Origin of the sequence: uncultured Fibrella sp. (genome assembly GCF_964250085.1) — a bacterium.
Lineage (GTDB): Bacteria > Bacteroidota > Bacteroidia > Cytophagales > Spirosomataceae > Fibrella.
The window spans coordinates 168,888-188,078 of the sequence record NZ_CAXUEC010000003.1 but is presented as its reverse complement, the minus strand read 5'-3'; the positions used below and the strand labels follow the sequence as shown (position 1 = coordinate 188,078).

Sequence of the window (19,191 nt, the reverse complement as noted above, 5' to 3'; positions counted from 1 at the left end):
CACCGGCACCGAGAGCGGTACGCAGCACATAGATACATATGAACAGGGATATTAAAAAATGGCAGCCGTTGTTCAGTGAACAAAACACACTGACGATCAATCCGTTGACCTCCCCCGCTCCTGCTGATGCACCCACTATCCGGCCCTACTCATACCGCAAGGCATCAATCGGGTCGAGTTTGGAGGCGCGAATGGCCGGATAGATTCCCGAAAAAAGGCCCACCGCAATGCAGACCACCAGCCCAAGGCCCATCCAGAGCCAGGGCACAACAAATTTCCCGGAGCCACTACTCACGCCCATCGCGATTAGATTACCAATAGCCAGGCTCATCAGAATACCACCTAGTCCGCCAAGAATACAGATAACGATGGCTTCGATCAAAAACTGCTGCCGGATGCGCATCGGCGTAGCACCCAGCGATTTACGAATGCCAATTTCCCGGGTACGTTCCGTCACTGATACCAGCATAATGTTCATCAGCGCAATAGCGGCCCCAAGTAGCGTAATGGCCCCGATGCCAAATCCACCCCAGCGGAGGTAGTCTGTCGTTTCGGCAATGTCATTGACCAGCGCATCGGCCTTCTGCACTTCAAACGAGTCGGGTTGCCCCAATCGGTCCTGCCGAATCTGACGCATGAGTCCGGTGGCTTCACCAACTGCCATATCCTGATCGCCGATCTCCGTCACCGACGCCGTAATCTCAAACGTCAGTTGGCGTTCGCCAGCCAGTTGACGGGCGTTTTCGAGCGGGATCAACAGCACCCGGTCATCGCCTCCGCCAGTGAGTGACCCTTTTTTGGCCAATACCCCCACAACCCGGAACTGGCCACCCAACACGCGCACAACCTGATTGACCGGATTAATTTTTCCTTTAAATAAGGTACTGGCCAACTCACTCCCGATCAGTGCAACGTTTAGTGAGTTAGTGAGGTCATTCGCGTTGATAGCCCGCCCCGACGAGACTTTGTAGTTTTTTACCGTCAGGTACGCATCGTCGATGCCAATAACCTGCACGTTGGGGTTTGTTTTTGTTGAGCCATATTTTACCTGCCCGGCCCCGGTAACAGCCGCCGAAAGTGCGATTGTGGCCCCGTATTTGTAGCGACGACGGAAGGTGAGTGCGTCATGGTAGTCGATGGGTTTGTCTTTCTGAACAACCCGTCCGCCAAATCGACGTGCATCCTGCCGGGCCACCACACTGAACGTGTTGGCGCCCAGCCCTTCAAAGCTGCTATTGAGCGACGCCTGAATGCCGTCAATGGCGGTGAGGGTTCCCACCAGCGAGGTGATGCCGATAGCAATGATGAGGGCAGTTAGAATGGTACGGAGGCGATTACTCAGAATTGAGCGAATACCTTCCCGAATATTTTCCAGTATGTTCATATTAGACTGATTGACTTAGTGAATGGGTAGATGAGCGAACGGCGGAATTGATAAACAGATACAGTTCACATTCGCCCAGTCACCCCTTTCACTAATTATCTACGTATCTTCGTTACAAAGCTACAACCTGACGCTCTCGACAAACCGCCAATGAAACGCCTGCTGTTACCGCTTATCCTATTTCTGCTGACCCTGCCGGGTGTAGTTTCGTCGGCCCTGGCGTCGAAGATTCTGGTGCCTATGGATGAGGCGCAGAAAAACCACCTGAAGGCCTATGGTATTGCCTATTGGGTATTGAAAACACACGATACCGAAATTGACTGGCTGCTCAATTATCGGGGCGGTGCCTTTCTGCTGCCTCAGTCGGCTGCTTTTACCAACGAACTGCTGATTCGGGGGGTGACGTATGAAGTCATTTCAGATGCCGACGCAGCGAATATTCTGGCTGAGATCGCTTCACCCAACGCCAACATGGATGCGGTAAAATTGCAGAAAGCACCCAAGGTGGCCGTTTACTCGCCCAAGACGAAACAGCCCTGGGACGATGCTGTAACCATGGTCATGGCCTACGCCGAGATTCCGTATGACGTTGTTTTCGACGAGGAAGTGCTCAACGGGAAATTACCCGAATATGACTGGCTTCACCTTCATCATGAAGATTTTACGGGGCAGTTTGGCAAGTTTTTCCATATGAAAGATCAGCCCTGGTACATTGCGCAACGCCGCGAAGCAGAAATTATCTCGCAGAAATTTGGCTACAGCAAGGTGCCTCAGATGAAGCTGGCCGTGGTGAAAAAAATCCGTGATTTTGCGCTGGGTGGCGGCTATATGTTTGCCATGTGCAACGCAACGGATACCTACGACATTGCCCTGGCGGCCCAGAACACCGACATTGTCGATGCCTTCTACGATGGCGACTCCTTTGACCCGCAGTGTAATAGTAAGCTGGATTTCAGCCAGACGATGGCCTTCAAAGACTTTCAGGTGTATACGAACCCGTATATGATCGAGTTTTCGAATATCGACAATCAACCGGAAGAGCGCGGCCTGAGCGAGCATAACGACTATTTTACGCTCTTTCAGTTTTCGGCCAAATGGAACCCGATCCCGACCATGCTCACTCAGAATCACCAGGGGACGATTAAGGGATTTATGGGCCAGACCACGGCGTTTAAAAAGGCGTATATCAAACCCCAGGTCGATATTTTGGCCGAGAACCGGTCGGTGGGTGAAGCGCGGTATATTCATGCGCCCTACGGCAAAGGCTTCTTTACGTTCTATGGTGGTCACGATCCCGAAGATTATCGCCACGAAATTGGCGAAGAACCAACCGACCTGAACCTGCATCCGAATTCAGCGGGTTACCGGCTCATTCTAAATAATATCCTCTTCCCCGCTGCCAAGAAGAAGAAACAGAAAACCTAGGCCAGATATGTTGGCTGTAGGACGAGTTTATTTTTTGACAGGATTTACAGGATAAACAGGATTTGTTTTCGCTTTGGAGAAACTAGAGCAAAAACAAATCCTGTTTATCCTGTAAATCCTGTCAAAAAATGAACTCGTCCTACAATCCTACACGTAGGTACGTTCGTAAAGTCGGTCGATTCAGGCATTTTTAGCAATTTGCCAGCTTATTCAAGGTAAACATGATGAACCCGAAATTCACAGCCTGGATTAAACGTATGGGCTGGGCTGGTTTCTTTTTTTTTCTGATTAAGGGCTTACTCTGGTTGTTGATTCCCTTCCTGATTGCCAAAGGATGCTGGTCAAAGTAAGCCAAGCTGATATCCGCTGGTAATCAGGCAGCGGAAGCTGTTCACTGTTTTCGCTGCTTTAGTAATCCCTATTGACCATTTACCGTATTTTAGAAAAATATGGTAAACTTTTTTTGCATATTTAGGCCCTTTGCCCGTAGCAACCTAACGTATGCAATCAGCACTATCCTCCTCTACCTATCCGCTCTCTCACTCGCCGTCCACAACTGACTGGCGACTCGGTCTGCCAACCTACGCCTACGCGGTCGTTTTTGCCTCGTTCTGCATCATCATGGGCCTGCTTTGGGACATCATGTGGCACATGAGTATCGGGCGCGACGGTTTGTTCTCGGCCCCTCACGTGGTCATGTATACCGGCGCGCTGGTATCCGGTCTGTTTTCGGGCTATCAGATCCTCTCGCTTACCTTTCGTAAAAGCCATCCCGACCGCGCTAAGTCGGTCAAGTTCTGGGGCATTTTCCACGGCTCACTCGGGGCCATGTATTGTGCCTGGGGTGCGCTGGCCATGCTGACGTCAGCCCCCTTCGATGACTGGTGGCACAACACCTACGGCCTCGACGTTCAGATTCTGACCCCGCCCCACACCATTCTGCTGGTTGGCATGATGATGGTGCAATTTGGGGCTATTGTGGCGGTGTTATCGTTGCAAAATCAGCCGTCGGCGCAGGCAAATCCAGCGCAACTGGCCCGAATCCGGCTCCTGTTTATCTTATCCGGTGCATTTTTCCTGAGCGTTCTGTTCGTTTTGCTTTCAGAAGACATGGGACCTAATGCGTCGCACAACGCATCGTTCTACGTGACGGCGGCCATTGCCTTTCCTTTTCTGTTGCTGGCCATTGGCCGCGCGGGCGAACGTAGTACGGCTACCAATTATCCAATCACGGCAGTTACGGCGGTTTATATGCTGGCGATTGCCGCGCCCAGTTGGATACTTCCCCTTTTTCCAGCCGTTCCCAAGCTGGGTCCGGTAGCCAATCCGATCACACATTACCAGGCCTTTAATTTTCCGCTCCTGCTCGTCGTCCCCGGATTTGTGCTCGATCTGATCCTGAATAAATTCTCGGCAATCCGTGGCAATAAACCACTGAACGACTGGTTACTGGCTGCGCTGGCAGGTACGTTGTTCATGGTGGCTTTTCTGGTCGTTCAGTGGCCATTTGGCGGCTTTTTGCAGGAATCAGTCTACGCCCGTAACTGGTTTTTCATGAGCGATGCGTGGCCATACGGAGCCGATCCAACCTGGCAATATCGTTTCAAGTTCGCCCCGTGGTCTATTCAGCCGCCTCTCACTTTTGCGCTGGGCTTTGGCAAGGCAATACTCTTTGCTATGTTATCGGCCCGAATTGGCTTACTCTGGGGCAGTTGGATGCGCCGTGTAGTTCGATAAATCAACCGGGCGGCGAGTCTCCGTCGCCGATTTGCTTCCTCCTCCAGCCAATTCATGAAACGCCTCCCCTACTTTTTACTAGTCTTTGTATTTCTCACCCGTTCGTTCGTTGCAACGGCCCATATTGGCAGTGCCGGGGTGATTGTTCAGAAACAGGTTGGCAAGTACCAACTTCTGGTCAGCGTGCAACCGCCTGATGTTGTACCCGGTACGGCGAAAGTCACGGTTTTCGTTGAAAAAGGAAACCCCACCAGTATCCAGGGACGGACGGTCTACTTCTTTGCCGGTGATGAAGGCGCTCCCGAAGCCGACCCGCTAACACCAGTTGGCGCCAATCAATTTGAGGGAGCTATCTGGCTTATGGAATCCGGGTCGACCAGTATCCAATTGACCATCAACGGGCCGGATGGGCCGGTCAACGTCGTTGTTCCGCTGCTGGCTACGTCAACCGCCACCCGTGAAATGCCCGCTGGCACTGGTGCGGGACTGGCGGTGATGGGCCTTTTACTGCTGGTGATGATGATCACGATTATCGGGGCCAGTAATGCCGATGGCGTTCTTGCCCCGAACGTACCCGGCGGGAAAACAACGCAACGCCGTCGGCTGATTGGCATGGGCGTAGGTGGCGTATTCCTGATCCTGGTGCTTACGGGTGGCCGAATGTGGTGGAACAGTTGGGCCGATAATTACCGGACTTATCAGTTGTACAAAGCCCCGCCTCTGATCAGCTCTGCCAAACCCGAGAATGGACAAGTGCTGCTTACTATGCAGCCCGATACCACCGGATTTGCGGGCAATCGGCGGCGGCGGCGAGATTTTAACCTGATGGTGCTGGACCACGGAAAGCTGATGCATACGTTTATGGTCAGACTGCCGGGCCTGGACGCTTTTGCGCACCTGCACCCTACCCGGCGCGACTCACTCCATTTTGAGACCCGCTTACCCAACCTGCCCGGTGGCAAGTACCTGCTTTTCACTGACGTTGTATACCGCTCCGGCTACGCCGAAACCCTGACCGACACCGTCGATATACCTTCATTGAAAGTATCGGCACAACAAGCAGCCCTTCGCACGATCGACCCCGACGACAGCTATCTGCTTACTGAGCCAATGGGTAGCAAACAGGAATCAGCCGGTCCGTTGACGCTTGACAGCGATATGGCCGCTTGTGGTAAACCGGGGGCCAGCACGCGCCTCGCCGACGGATCGACGATGATCTGGACCGATAAACCGTCACCTGTTCTCGACGCCGGGCAGTTGTACACGCTGAAATTTGCGGTGGCTGACCCAGCCGGTAAAGCAACAAAGCTGGAGCCCTACCTCGGCATGAGCGGACACGCAGCCATTCTGCGCTCCGACGGATCGGTTTATATTCATCTCCACCCGGTAGGTACGTATTCAATGGCGTCGGAAGCCATGCTGGTCAAGCGTATTGCGGATACCGCCCGAACGGTTCCCCAACTAAATGGCGCTCGCTTCCGGGATAGTATCGATACGTACCTGGCTCGCCTGAAAACGCAGCCCGCCTCCGAACTGTATGCCGCCCTTACGCCCGAAATGACCGGCATGAACCATACGCAAACGACCAACAACATGGTCACGTTTCCGTATGCATTCCCCAAAGCAGGTAATTACCGCATCTGGGTGCAGGTAAAACGCAACGGCAAAGTGCTAACCGGCGCTTTCGATACGCAGGTACGTTGACAATGACCGATGATCAATTAACAATTATCTGTGCTGCCAATGCAGATAATTGTTAATTGATCATCGGTCATTGTCACAACGCCAGGATAGAAAATTCGACGCGGCGGTTTACTTTGCGATCTTCGTCGGTGCCTTTCGTTATAATCGGCCGTGTATCCCCATAACCGATCGTTTCAATTCGGTCGACGTCGATTTGCTTTTTGACGAGATAGCTCTGGCAGGCCAGTACCCGATCGCGGGAGAGCTGCAGATTAGCGGCCTTGTCGCCCACAATATCGGTATGCCCTTCCAGCCTGATCCGCATCTGGGGGTTATCCTGCATCATTGTCACCAGTCGATCCAGTTCAGAGAAGGACGCAGGCAACAAATCTGATTTCGACATGGCGAAGTAGATATTCTGAAGCGTGATTTTAGTGCCTACGGTCAGTGGTTTCAGCGCAATATTCCGGGTGATCTTCTGATTAGCCGACGACTTTGTCAGGTCAAGCACCCCACTAACTGGCAGATACCCTTTTGCCGACGCCACATAGGTATAAACCTGACCGCGATTGAGATACATACGATACAGCCCATCAGAGGCAAAGCTCTGCACCGAATCAACGGAGGTCGATTTATTAGAAATCTGATAATCTATCGTAGCTGTAACTGGCTTATTAGTCAACGAGTTACTAACAACACCGGAAATAAATACCATCTGCACGACCGGTGGTTCCACGGGCTTTGGCTTGGCTGGAACGGGCGTTGGTAGTGGTGTCTCGCCTGGTAGCCGGTTCGGGTTACCTGGCATCGGTTGCGTATCTACCGGGGGCGGAATAATCGGATCGGCCGGGTTTCTTATGTATAAATTGTAAATGTTCCAACAGACAAGGTGGTCGTAGTCATTACATTCAAACAGATCGAAAGCCTCCAATCCTTTGTCGAGCCGCTCAAAATAGACCGTAAACGAATAGGACCGCCCCCCATAAGTTGGTCTGTTTTTGGGATGAAGGGGAATACTATCAGCTTTGATAAACCTGAATTCCCGCGCTCCATTGGCGGCAATTAGTCGCCCCTGCGGTTGAAAAGCGATTGTATTAGTTGGCACTTCCCTACCCATCTGATCATACTTCGGCCTGTTCGGGTCGGTAAACGTCAGATATAGAATGGTGTAGTCCTTCGTCAGTCGGATATTATCTACTGTCACGCCGCGTTCAGCAGATTGAGGCGGTCCTGTTGGTGATGACCGCCCGTAGGTATCGTCACCGGTTCCATTGGTGCCACGACCATCGGTGCTGCCCCCCGAAGAGCCACCGCCCCCCGTGCGCGGGAAGGGGTCCATACAGCTTGTCAGTAAAAACGGAAGACAGCAGAAAAAGAATAAACGAGTCACCATAGAAAGCAGTAGGTTACGGTAAATTAAGCCGGAAAGTACGACTTTCCCTTGTTTTTCAGAGATACCTAATCAGTAATGCTCCGAATAATATACTCAACTACCTCAAATGACCCAGGCTTGCTTTGCGCTGTTTACCTTGCTCACTTATGCTTGACAACCGGTTGGCCAGCCTTTTGCCAACCGGTAAGCCCGCCGTTCAGATGACGTACCTGCGTGAAACCAAGGCTATCCATGACGGCTACTGCTTTCCGGCTGCGGCCACCAACGGCACAGTGGACAACGTATTTTTTCGACCTGTCGAGACGAGCCATCTTCCTGGTAAAGTCAGCGTCGTGTAGATTAAGGTTCATTGCCTTATCGATATGCGCTGCGGCAAATTCGTCGGGGGTGCGTACATCGAGTACAATCACCTCCGGGTTGGCCTGAATGAACTGCCATGCCTGTTTAGCATCCAGGTCTTTACCGGTTGTGTCGGTCAGACGGCTTACGTTGAGCTGTGAAACAATGGGCGCACAAGTAGCGTCTGAAGATGCACAGGCCAACATAAACAGGCCCATAACGGCCAGTTGGCGGAGATTGATTAACATGATCGGACAGTGGTGATTGACGGCGAACGAACGGACTATGCTTAAATCAGTCAAATTGGCGATGGTCGTAAACATTTTCGCAGGGAATATAGTCATTCTACCGACGAATCATTCACGCTTCCCCGCTTTTATGGATACTGCCGAACCAACCGTTACGCTCAACCAGGCGCACCATCGTTTCGAACTACTCACTGATGGCAAACTATCGCTGGTGGCCTTTTTCCAACCCGACGATCACACGCTAGCCCTCACGCACACCGAAGTTGATCCAGCCCTCGAGGGCAAGGGCGTAGGATCAAGCCTGGTGCGGCAGGTGCTCGAATACATCGACCAGCACGGGCAAAAGATTGTCCCACTTTGCCCGTTCGTAGCGGCCTATATCAAGCGGCACCCCGACTGGCAGCGGGTAGTGTCGACGGAATACGACGTGGCCGATTTTTAGGTTCGCCTCACCACGCTGGTCAGGGCATTTTCCAGCCGGTCAATGGCCGATTCCGTTCGCCATTTTTCGGCTACCCAGGTACGTCCCTGTTCCGACAGGCGCCGTTGAAGTGCCGGATCGGTAAGCAGCCGTTGTACAGCAGCGGCGAGCTGAACCGGGTCGCGGGGAGCCAGCAGGCCGTTCTGCTCATGAATAACCGTTTCGCGAATACCTCCTTCAGCCACCGCTACCGTGGGTAATCCACAGGCGTTGGCCTCTAACGGTGCGAAGCCAAACGGCTCCAGCTCAGAGGTATACAGCAGGCAGGTAGCCGTATTGAGCAGGTCTACCAGTTCGGACTGGGCTACCCGCTCGCGGGGCTGAAAATCAACGCCAAGGTCAAGAGCCAGTTGCTTCATATCGGCCACGAATAGCTGATTTCCCATGTTTCCTACCCATACCAACGGCGGGCGCTGACTGGCTGGTAGCTGCGCCAGGGTACGAATCGCCGTATCGGGCCGTTTGTGCGTGAAAAAGGCACCCAGGCCCATGACGAAGGGCTTTCTGGGTACGTTCAAGTACGGAAACAAGTCGGTATCGATGCCGAGGTAACAGACTTCTCCCCCGCCGCCATACGCTTTTACCACGCTCTCGTTGCTGAAATATGAGTTGAGTAGCACTTTATCATACGAGTGATAGTTGGCGATTTCCTCGCGTACCCGCACCCGCGCCTGCCGTTGCTCGAAGATATCGCGCCAGAAGGCTTTCCGGTACGCGGCCTCACGCCACCGACCCGCCGCCGACGGCAACGCCGCCCAGCGCTGGGTCGGAAATGCTTCGAACAACGATCGATTGGGTTCGCCCAGATACAGCACTTTAGGCAAGTCGACAAAGCGGCCAATGTAGGGCATCATGAAATGCTGGCACGAATTGGCAAACAACACATCGTGCCCCCCCGCCCGAATCTGCTCCGCTGATTGCTGGCAGGCTTCCAGCATCCACTCGATCTGCGTATCGGGCAGTAGCGCCAGCGAACGTACCTGATCGCGGTATTCGTGGCGGATGCGCCGGGTCATCTGAAGCGGCACCACCCTGGGCGCACCGGCATACTGGTCTACGTCCAGGTACGTGCTGTCGGCCAGTGAGGTAGTATAGACCGTGAGTGAATGCCCCCGTTCGGCAAGGCCCTTTATGTGTTGGTGGAGGGCGCGGCTGGCTCCGCCGCTGGGAAGATTGTGCCAAACGGCAATGTTCATGCGTAACTGCTATCAGAAGGAAACTGCAAAGAAACAGCCTTTCAGTCAGAACTTACGCAAGTCTGGTTTGCCTATTCAGCCAATAGGCATTTCTATTGAATTTTGAAAAGGGCTGGAGTCGTTGATCGATCAGACCGGAACTCAGAGAACCAGTTAACCAATTACTAATCAACTTCGCTACGTGGGCAGGTAAACGCTGAACGTAGCGCCACGGCCAGGCTCTCCGGTGGCGGTAATGGCCCCACCATGATTAAAAACCACTTTTTCGCAGATAGCCAGACCAATTCCAGTACCTGCATACTGGTTCTTCCCATGCAACCGCTGAAAGACCTGGAAAATGCGTTCTGTATATTTTTGCTCGAAGCCGATGCCATTATCCGACACGTCGATCCGGTGATAGACGTTGGCCAGGCGGGCTGGTTTTACTGAACCAGGCAGTTGGGAAGCCGTAATCAAGAAGGCCCGGACAGTAATCTCCGGCACTACATCCGGGCGTTTGAATTTGAGGGCATTGCTCAGCAGATTCTGAAACAACTGTCCCAGTTGCGAATAATCACCCAGAACAAGCGGTAGTCGATCAACCCGAACAACGGCACTGGTCTCCTGAATCGCAATTTCCAGATCAGTCAATACCAGCCCAACTACCTCATCCAGCGACACTTCGCTTCTTGAGTCCTGCCAGGTAGAGATGCGCGAGAAAGCCAATAAATCCCGGATAAGGGTCGACATTCGACCGGCCGCTACCTGCATGCGCTGGAGGTAGTCGACGCCCTCGCCCAACGCGTCGGCATACTGGTTCTGTAGCAAGCTCCCGAACTGCTGAATCTTGCGCAGGGGCTCCTGTAGATCATGACTGGCGATGTAGGCAAACCGTTGCAGGTTCTCGTTCGACCGGATTAGCAGCTCGGTCGATTCCGTTAACTCGTCGTTCGACGCTAGCAGTTCTTCATTGGTGGCCGCCAGTTCTTCATTGCTTGTTTCCAACTCCTGCGTACGCAGATCGACCTGCTTTTCGAGTTCGGCCGAGAGATGGCGGTAGCGCGCTTCACTGTCAGACAGGTGTTGCCGAGCCAGGATCTCAGGCGTTACATCAACTGCAATGTCCAGAATCGCATATACCTTTCCCTCCCTATCCAGCAGCGGCGTGTAGGTGATATTGTAGAAATTGTGGGTCATTATCCCGTGTCGGGCAATATCAACTTGCGAACCGAAACTCTGGAACATCTGGCCCGATGTAAAGACATCATCCAGTATCTGCAAAAACGGTTGATTACCGGTTATCAGTTCGGGCATTGCCTCCCGAAGTGGTTTACCTTCAATGTCCGGGCCTTTTCCAATGATGTCGATAAACGTCTGGTTGGGCATCTCTATAATCAGATCCCGACCCACAAACAAACCAATGCCGGCCGGAGCACTGGCAATGATGGAGCGTAATTTCGCCTCACTTTCTTCAATTTTACGCCGGGCCAGCACCTGTTGGGTTACGTCGGTAGCGACAATCAGCACCCCGGTCACCCGTTCCTGCGTGCCACGCATCGGCTGGCAAGTGAGATCCACGTAAATGGTCTCCAGTTTCCCCGAGCGGGTCAGATTAACGGCGGTTTCCTGGGCGATGTAGGGAACACCAGTGGCCATTACTTGCCTGAGTACGCTATCGAACCGCTGACCCGCCAATTCAGGCAACGCGTCCAGCAATGATTTACCAACGAGTTCATCGGCTTGTCGGCCGGCCAACTGGCTGAAAAAGAGATTGGATCGCCTGAACGTCAGGTTCGGTTCGGTGATAATGGCGATGGCAACCGTAGACTGTTCAAACGAATCAAGCAGTTGCCGTTGCACAATATCGACCTGCTCCTTTGCCAGCACTGCCGGCGTAACATCCTGAATAATACCACTGAAGCGTATGATCTGGCCCTGCCCGTTTCGGGTTGTTTTTCCTTTCGCCTCAACCCAGCGGATGGTCCCTGCCTGGTTTAGCGTGCGAAAAACAATGTTATGATGTCCATTGCCAGCAGGGTCAAGTGCTTCCCTATTGGCTTTATCCACACGCAGCCGATCGTCGGGGTGAACCTGTTCCAGCAGAATTCCTGACGTAACGTCGGCATCGGGCGAGAGGCCAAATAGTTCTTTGCAGATACCAGACCACTCCGCTTGCCCTGTTTGCAGGTCGTAGTCCCAGGTGCCCACTCCAGCCGCCTGGAGCGCAAAAATCAACCGCTCATTCTGGGCATGGGCAGTGGAGTCCTGATCAGAAGCCGTTTGTCCGCCAGTCATGAATTATGACACTACTATACGGGTAATGACCCGATAAATGAAACGGAGAGATACCAGGGCACCTGCCAGAATGAGTACCCCAAAAACAGGAATTCAAGTCAGGCTACAGTGCTCTGGATCAAATATACAACTTAGCTCTCTTTCTCTACCTTGAAAGAAGACTAATCGAGGATATGGGTATTTTCGCCTGATCGCAGACATACATAGCCGGTCGCAGGCGGACTTCCTCCTGTCTATAGCAAGCCTGTCAACACTTCCCGATCAACCACGTGTTTGCCCGGGAAGGGAACAAGCGTTAGCTGAGGCACGTCTGTCTTGAGGCGGTTCAAATACCGGTCAACATCAGGAAGTTGGCTGATGTATTCATCTTCGTGCCCATAAATGTAAGAGACCGGCAGACCGGCAATCGTCTCCGGGCTTAGCACATCGCTCAGACCATTCGGAAAGTAGCCCGCCCAAAGCAACAGCCGGTCAGCCCGAATATGGCTACTCTTATCGAGCCACCGACAAGCCGTCGATGCGCCTTGCGAAAAGCCGAACAGCGTAACATCAAGCCCATCGAGCGAGCGATCTCCCAGCACCAGAGCCAGCACCTGATCCAGATAGGCCACGTAGTCAGTCACCTCGTTGTCGCGGTCTTCGCGGGTTATCCAGGAGGCACCAACTTTTCCCGCTTGCTGATCCGTATACAGCCGCGACAGACCTTCAGGCGCAATAATTAACGTTTCGTCGGTGGCGACCACATCAAACCGGCGGATGAAATACTGAGCCAACTGGCCGTAGCCGTGGAGCACGAACCAGATTCGACGTGTCTTCTCCGACAACGTACCTGAGCCCAGGGTATAGTACCTGGCCGTTCGCTGCACCGTTACGTGATGTTCTTCGATCATGCTTTCCGGTCGAACCGCGACGACTGGCGGTCCTGTTTCTTCTGTTCGTAATGTGTTTTGTCGGCCACGTAAATGGTCCGTTCGATCTGGGCATGCACCACACCCGCCGCATCAACCCAATCAAGCAGCAACACTTCTTCGGTCTGTCCATTTGCAGCTACCTCGGCCCGGATACGGTCAATCACTTCGTCGGTCAGCACGTACCGGGCGTAGAGCGTGGTGCGGCCCGGCTTCCGAAAACGAATGCTGGCGGCTTTATCCCACACCACAAACTCGCGGCCGAGTATGTGGTACAGCATAAGCATATAGAATGGGTCGGAAGCAGAAAACAGACTACCCCCAAAAATCGTCCCGACGTAATTGTAGGTCCAGATGTTTCGACGGAGGCGCAGGTGCACCTCCCGCCAGTCGCCCGACCAGAACAGAATTTTTCCACCCGTACCGAAATACATCGGATACCAGTTCATGAAGGTGCGAAACCGCCAGGATTTGCCGGATTCTGTTCTGGTTGTTTGAAGGAAGGCTGGTTTCATATAGTTGGCAAGTAGTCCATTGGTCCATTACGCTGTCATTGCGTGGCACCAGTTGGCTCATATACTTTTCCTTTTTTAATGGCCTGGGCAATCTGGCCGCAGTGATACGAGTTGTGATGCATCAGGAATTGCAGTACGCCCATTCGCGGCACCTCACCGAACGACGTTGGAATTATTTCTGTCCACTGCTCATCCGTAGTTGCTTTAATGTGCTCAGCGATCAGCGAGAACCCACGCTCGAGCGTTTGACGCACCATATCCAGATCAAGTACCCGCCCATCATCAGAAATACCGCCCATTGCCTGCGCGGCCAGTTCGGCATCGTAGTTAAACAACATTTTGGCAAACCGGTGCATGGCTTCGCCCGTATGCAGCGCAATGAAACCCGCCGAAGCCGTGTCGGGTGTAAGCCGATAACGTGCCGTCTCTTCAGTCATTTTATTGATCGGCCCCATGATTGTGAGTTGATTGACGCCCCACTGACGGGCCATGATATCTTGAATGGTCATATAAAAAGAATTTAGGATTTACCGGGTAATTGCTGAATGGCGTCTGACAAGGCAGATAGCCCGGTCAGGGCCTCCGGGCCAAGTTGCTCACGTACCTGAGTGTTCAGCGTTTTCCAGATTTTATGGCACCGCTTCGCCAATAGGCGGCCTTCTTCAGTGAGGTACAGCCCCTGCCGAATGTTATCGGTTAGCCAGCCATTTCGTTGCAACAACTGCACATCCCGACTCAGCGCCGATTTTTCGATCTGCAACTGCTGCGACAATGTAGTCTGCCGCACGCCGGGCTGCGCAAACATGTACATGAGCAGGCTTGCCTGCGCAAACGTGACTCCCTCCCCCACAAATGCGTCGTTGTAGAGGCTGGTCACCACCCGGGCCATCCGGCGCATCTGCCCTGCTACACAAGCGTTTATGTCAGTCATGGCGTAAAAGTAAATGACAGAGTTGTATATGCAACTTATTTTACAAAAATAATTTCTTTGTCAGTGTAACACGGACTTCAGTCCGTTTTTGGCAGAGAAAAACGGACTGAAGTCCGTGTTACATTAACCGACTACCGGGAAAGAGCCATGGCAGCGCAGGCCGTACATATGATTTTCAGGGTACCAACCGCGCGTATACTTCAAGGCAGGCGCGGGCGTTGTGGTACGGGCATTTCCAGAAGCCGATCTTATCGTCGGAAGCCATCGGCCGGTAATCGTCGAAGACGCCCCACCGCCACTCGCCGCCCTGCTTATCCAGCAGATATTGCTGAATAAATTGCCAGCTTCGTACCGACTGCGTGTAGAACGTATCGTCGCCGGTGAGTTGCCAGGCGTTTAGGAAGCCAACCATCGCCTCGGCACTGACCCACCATTCGCGGTGAGTATCGTAGTGATTGGCGTCACGGTCCAGTTCGTGATACAGGCTACCATCGGTTTGCAGGCCCGCGCCAGTCGCTTTTGCCATCGCCACAGCAAGGCCACGAAACTCAGCGATCAGAGTCTCGTCGTGCAGTACGTCGGCGGCTTCGAGCAACAGCCAGGCGGCTTCAATATCGTGCCCAAACGAAACCAGGTTAGCGGTGGGGTGCCAGTCGGCGGTGAAGAACAGCCGCATCTGGCTTGTTTCCGCGTCGAGAATATGGGTTCGGAACGTACCCAGCAACGCCCGTATCTGCGCGGCCAGTCCTTCGTCGGGCCAGATTCGATACAAGTTGGCGTATCCCTCCAGAATATGGAGGTGCGTATTCATCGTCTTTGGGTCGTTGCGGTCTTTTTCGCTCAACCGCAGGTCTTCCAGCAACGTACCTGCGCGGTCGAACGCTTCAAAATAACCACCGTGCTCTGCATCGAAACTATGCGTTTCAATCCACCGGTACAGGTTCTGAGCAAGGGTAAGCGCGGTTGATTCGCCCGTGAGCTGGTAGTACTCGCTGAGGCCATAAATGGCAAACGCCAGCGCGTAAATCTGTTTTCGGGTGCTCAGCGGCTTCCCTTCCGGCGTCACCGACCAGTAGACGCCACCGTATTCCTCATCAACAAAATGCTGCGTAACATAGCGAAATGCCTCATCGGCCACCGCCCGGTAATCGGCCCGGCCCGTGTGGCGGGCAGCGGCCGAAAACGTCCAGAGAATGCGGGCGTTCAGGACGGCACCTTTCGGCGCGGTCTCGTCTACCTGTCCGTCGCCGGTAAGCCGCCCAATGAAGCCCCCCCTTTCTGAATCGGGGCTATGCTGCATCCAGAATGAAAGGATGTTGGCCAGTTCTTCCCCAACTTCCTCCTTGTATTGAGTGGGGTTTAAGAGGGTCATAATAGATCGTATGGAAACCAGTTCAGTGGGTACGTTACGTTCGCGAATTACTACCGGGTTATACTCCCTTCAGCGGCTACGCCTTCTGTGGCGCGGTAGGCCATATTCCTGTCGATCAGCGCGTTCAGCCGGTCGACGGAAGCGGCAGAGCGGAACCCATCGGCGGGGGTATTCACCACGTAGTCGAGCAGTTGATCAAGGGTCGACGTGGCTACGTGCATGCGGGTATCCGACGAGGCGTAGTAGATGAAAACCGTACCATCATCGTCCAGAATCCAGCCATTGGCGAAGGTTACGTTCGATACATCGCCAACCCGTTCGTCGCCTTCCGGCGCGATGAAATAACCGGCCGGTTTATGAGTCACCTTGGTCAGGTCGGTCAGATCGGTCAGGAACATATACAGTACGTACCGCAAACCGGCGGCCGTGTTTCGCACGCCATGCGCCAGATGCAGCCAGCCTTTGTCGGTCTTGATGGGGGCCGGTCCCTGGCCGTTCTTCACTTCGTACACCGTATGATAGTGCTTCTCGTCGACGATGAATTCCTTCCCAATCACGGCGTTTTCCATCGAATCGGCAAAGCCGAAGCCAATGCCGCCACCCGTTCCGGCTTCGATGAACCCATCTTGCGGGCGGGTGTAGAACGCATATTTTCCGTTGACGAATTCGGGATGAAGCACCACATTACGCTGTTGGGGCGACGGCGTTTTCAGATCGGGCAGTCGTTCCCAGGTGATCATGTCGTGGGTCCGGGCCAAACCGCACTGCGCCAGGGCCGACGATTCATCGCCCGGTTTCGCATTGGGGTCTTTGCGTTCAGTACAAAATAGCCCATACAGCCAGCCATCCTCGTGTTGCACCACGCGCATGTCATACACATTACCATCAGGTACGTCGGTTTCGGGCATGGTAATGGGCCGATCCCAGAACTGAAAATTATCGACCCCGTTGGGACTTTCAGCCACGGCAAAAAACGATTTCCGGTCCACCCCTTCTACCCGCACCACGAGCAGGTATTTACCATCCAGTTTAATCGCCCCGGCGTTGAAAGCCGCATTGATACCAAATCGCTCCATCAGGTACGGATTAGTATCGGGGTTGAGGTCGTACCGCCAGAACAACGGGGCATGCTCGGCGGTCAGAACTGGGTACGTATAGCGATCGAAGATGCCATTGCCAAGGGGCCGCTTGCTGTTACCACGGCTAATCAGATCGAAATGAGCCTCTTCCAGTAGGGCAAGGCGTTTCTGAAATACAGAATTCATAGGTTGTTGACCTCACCCCCAACCCCTCTCCGTCAGAGAGGGGAGCCGTACTACCCAAAAGCGTTGCCGGTTGGCGGAGCTATTCGGAAGCGGCTCCCCTCTCTGACGGAGAGGGGCTGGGGGTGAGGTAGTTTAATGCGTTAACACTACTTTTTTAAGTACCTCCGGGGCATCGGTCGGGAGGTTGTTCCACCAGGTACGTTTCAGGATGACGATGCATACCGCCAGAATACCCAGTGTGACCGACAGTTCGGTGTACATCTTCACGATCAGGTACATTGGCAACATGGTCAGGCAGCATTGGGCAACAACCCCGACAACCACGTTGAACATGTCGAGCCGGAAGTTTTTATTGGCTTCGAACGATGGATCTTCGGCCACCACTTTATCGTGAATCGGCCCCCAGAAACCCCAGGGACGAATGGTTTTGTAGAACGATTTAAGCGTGGCTTCGTTCGTGGCCGGGGTCAGCAGCGAACCCGCCATGCAACCCGCCAGCGACAGGCCGAACAGCACCGGAAAGTAATATAGCTCCAGGGTTTCCTTGAAGATCGACGGCAGAATCAGCGCGGGCACGATACCAGCCAGCATACCCCAGAAGAAGCCACTGGCATTGAACCGCCACCAGTGCCATTTCAGCACGTTGGCGGCAACGTACCCACCATACAGTGCCGACACGATCCATTGCAGAATGCTGTTCACGTCTTTGGCAAAAAAGCCCATCAGAATGCCAACACCGGCCACCAGTAGTCCCGAGCCATAATTCATCGTGGCAATGCGGCTGTTGGAGGCTTGTGGTTCAACATATTTCAGGTAAATGTCATTGACGATGTAGGCCTGCGCGGCGTTGAGCGTACCGGCAAACGTACCCATGAAGGCCGCCAGCAAACCCGCGAGTAACAGGCCCATCAGGCCGGCCGGTACAAACTGGAGAATGGCCGAAGGCAGGATTTTCTCGAAATCGATACCCGTTGCCGAGCGAAGATCGAGCTGATCGTAGTGGAGCAGGGCCAGCACGGTAAAGCCCATGATCATGGCGTAGCGCACCGGCAGCAGCACGATCGATACGAAACCGCTCATCTTGGCGGCGTCCTGCGGCGACTTGGTCGACAGCACTTTCTGCATGTCGTAGTTGGGCGCAGGCCCCGCCAGACTGGCCAGAATGCCTTTGAAAGTCATCATCATGAAGAAAATTCCGAACAGCGAATAACCGTCCGATTTGATCTTGGCATTCACTTCGTCGATCATACCGGTCCAGTTGAGGTCGTTCAGTTCCCAGCTAAAGAAAGGCGTATACCAGCCGCCGGGTACGTTCAATTGCTTGGTGCTGAGATTATTCATGGCAATCCAGGCGATGACCACGGCGGCAATGCTCATGATAATGTATTTGAGTACGTCGCCGATCACGATGCTGGTCATGCCACCCAGGATGGCGTAGAAAACGGCCACGGCGGTGAAGATGATCCCGTAGAAATGAGGTACGTATTCGGCCGAAACGGCGAAGGGAACGTAGGCCGAAATACTGCTGAAAGGAATGAAAATCTCCACGAATTTGCCCAGCCCAACAAAGCCATAGGCCAGAAAGCCGAGGCAACTCAGCAGCGCAAAAACGACCACGATCGTGTGCGACGCCATCACGCCTTTCCCGCTCGTCCCGAATCGCGTACCGATCCACTCGGCCCCCGTCGTTACGTTTGATCGACGCAGCCAGACCGACAGGTACATCATCATGAAAATCTGGTTGAACACCGGCCAGAGCCAGGGAATCCACAGGCTTTTCATGCCGTAAACGAACGCCAGCGACACCATCCACATGGTGCCCGAAATGTCGAACATATCGGAGGCGTTCGACAGGCCAAGCATGTACCAGGGCAGGGTTTTTCCACCAAGCATGTAAGCCTCTTTATCTTTTGACGCCCGTTTCTTGAGCACCAGCCCCAGCACGATCACGGCAATCAGGTAAGCGACAATAATGCTGATATCGAGGGCTGAAAGTTTCATAGTTACTTGGTAGTTAATGAGTTACCATACCTGATCCAG

16 protein-coding genes are annotated in these 19,191 nt (G+C 53.6%); 4 read left to right on the top strand and 12 right to left on the bottom strand.

The window, feature by feature from the left end; genetic code table 11:
- Positions 1-145 precede the first annotated feature (145 nt).
- Positions 146-1,384 (bottom strand): ABC transporter permease, encoded by a 1,239-nt coding sequence (locus tag ACFE8Q_RS10275; protein WP_375445300.1) that lies wholly within the window; start codon positions 1,382-1,384, stop codon positions 146-148.
- Between the two features lie 150 nt (positions 1,385-1,534).
- On the opposite strand from ACFE8Q_RS10275, the gene ACFE8Q_RS10270 reads away from it, so the two are divergent.
- The 3 genes from ACFE8Q_RS10270 to ACFE8Q_RS10260 all read left to right on the top strand — a co-directional run bounded on the left by ACFE8Q_RS10270 (position 1,535) and on the right by ACFE8Q_RS10260 (position 6,250).
- Positions 1,535-2,809 carry an asparagine synthetase B gene (locus ACFE8Q_RS10270; protein ID WP_375445299.1) on the top strand — a complete coding sequence of 425 codons (1,275 nt, stop codon included), beginning with the start codon at positions 1,535-1,537 and terminating at the stop codon, positions 2,807-2,809.
- A gap of 501 nt (positions 2,810-3,310) precedes the next feature.
- Entirely contained in the window at positions 3,311-4,546 is a 1,236-nt protein-coding gene (locus ACFE8Q_RS10265; protein ID WP_375445298.1) for a hypothetical protein, read from the top strand.
- Positions 4,547-4,600: 54 nt separating this feature from the next.
- On the top strand, positions 4,601-6,250 hold the full coding sequence (locus ACFE8Q_RS10260) for a hypothetical protein (protein WP_375445297.1): 1,650 nt from the start codon (positions 4,601-4,603) through the stop codon (positions 6,248-6,250).
- A gap of 73 nt (positions 6,251-6,323) precedes the next feature.
- On the opposite strand, the gene ACFE8Q_RS10255 is transcribed toward ACFE8Q_RS10260, so the two are convergent.
- Complete coding sequence (locus tag ACFE8Q_RS10255; RefSeq protein WP_375445296.1) at positions 6,324-7,568, bottom strand: OmpA family protein; 1,245 nt, start codon at positions 7,566-7,568, stop codon at positions 6,324-6,326.
- Positions 7,569-7,762: 194 nt separating this feature from the next.
- Positions 7,763-8,209, bottom strand: coding sequence for a rhodanese-like domain-containing protein (locus tag ACFE8Q_RS10250; protein ID WP_375445295.1), 447 nt, complete (start codon positions 8,207-8,209; stop codon positions 7,763-7,765).
- A gap of 130 nt (positions 8,210-8,339) precedes the next feature.
- On the opposite strand from ACFE8Q_RS10250, the gene ACFE8Q_RS10245 reads away from it, so the two are divergent.
- Complete coding sequence (locus ACFE8Q_RS10245) at positions 8,340-8,651, top strand: GNAT family N-acetyltransferase (RefSeq protein WP_375445294.1); 312 nt, start codon at positions 8,340-8,342, stop codon at positions 8,649-8,651.
- Here the strand turns inward: ACFE8Q_RS10245 and ACFE8Q_RS10240 are convergent.
- The 9 genes from ACFE8Q_RS10240 to ACFE8Q_RS10200 all read right to left on the bottom strand — a co-directional run bounded on the left by ACFE8Q_RS10240 (position 8,648) and on the right by ACFE8Q_RS10200 (position 19,152).
- Entirely contained in the window at positions 8,648-9,886 is a 1,239-nt protein-coding gene (locus ACFE8Q_RS10240) for a glycosyltransferase family 4 protein (protein ID WP_375445293.1), read from the bottom strand. The two genes, ACFE8Q_RS10245 and ACFE8Q_RS10240, sit on opposite strands and share 4 nt — an antisense overlap.
- Positions 9,887-10,063: 177 nt before the next feature.
- A complete protein-coding gene (locus ACFE8Q_RS10235; protein WP_375445292.1) occupies positions 10,064-12,160 on the bottom strand; it encodes a PAS domain S-box protein in 2,097 nt (698 codons plus the stop codon).
- A 233-nt stretch (positions 12,161-12,393) separates the two neighbouring features.
- On the bottom strand, positions 12,394-13,050 hold the full coding sequence (locus tag ACFE8Q_RS10230; RefSeq protein WP_375445291.1) for an alpha/beta hydrolase: 657 nt from the start codon (positions 13,048-13,050) through the stop codon (positions 12,394-12,396).
- The gene (locus ACFE8Q_RS10225) at positions 13,047-13,583 is read right to left on the bottom strand and encodes a DUF4442 domain-containing protein (RefSeq protein WP_375445290.1); all 537 of its coding nucleotides are present in this window, start codon (positions 13,581-13,583) and stop codon (positions 13,047-13,049) included. The genes ACFE8Q_RS10230 and ACFE8Q_RS10225 overlap by 4 nt, the downstream gene beginning before the upstream one ends.
- 35 nt (positions 13,584-13,618) lie before the next feature.
- The gene (locus ACFE8Q_RS10220; protein WP_375445289.1) at positions 13,619-14,092 is read right to left on the bottom strand and encodes a DinB family protein; all 474 of its coding nucleotides are present in this window, start codon (positions 14,090-14,092) and stop codon (positions 13,619-13,621) included.
- An 11-nt stretch (positions 14,093-14,103) separates the two neighbouring features.
- Entirely contained in the window at positions 14,104-14,514 is a 411-nt protein-coding gene (locus ACFE8Q_RS10215; RefSeq protein ID WP_375445288.1) for a MarR family winged helix-turn-helix transcriptional regulator, read from the bottom strand.
- 175 nt (positions 14,515-14,689) lie between these two features.
- Entirely contained in the window at positions 14,690-15,886 is a 1,197-nt protein-coding gene (locus tag ACFE8Q_RS10210; protein WP_375445287.1) for an AGE family epimerase/isomerase, read from the bottom strand.
- Between the two features lie 50 nt (positions 15,887-15,936).
- Positions 15,937-17,151: a glycosidase gene (locus ACFE8Q_RS10205; protein WP_375445286.1), complete on the bottom strand. Its 1,215-nt coding sequence runs from the start codon at positions 17,149-17,151 to the stop codon at positions 15,937-15,939.
- A gap of 132 nt (positions 17,152-17,283) precedes the next feature.
- Complete coding sequence (locus ACFE8Q_RS10200) at positions 17,284-19,152, bottom strand: sodium:solute symporter family protein (protein WP_375445285.1); 1,869 nt, start codon at positions 19,150-19,152, stop codon at positions 17,284-17,286.
- Positions 19,153-19,191 lie beyond the last annotated feature (39 nt).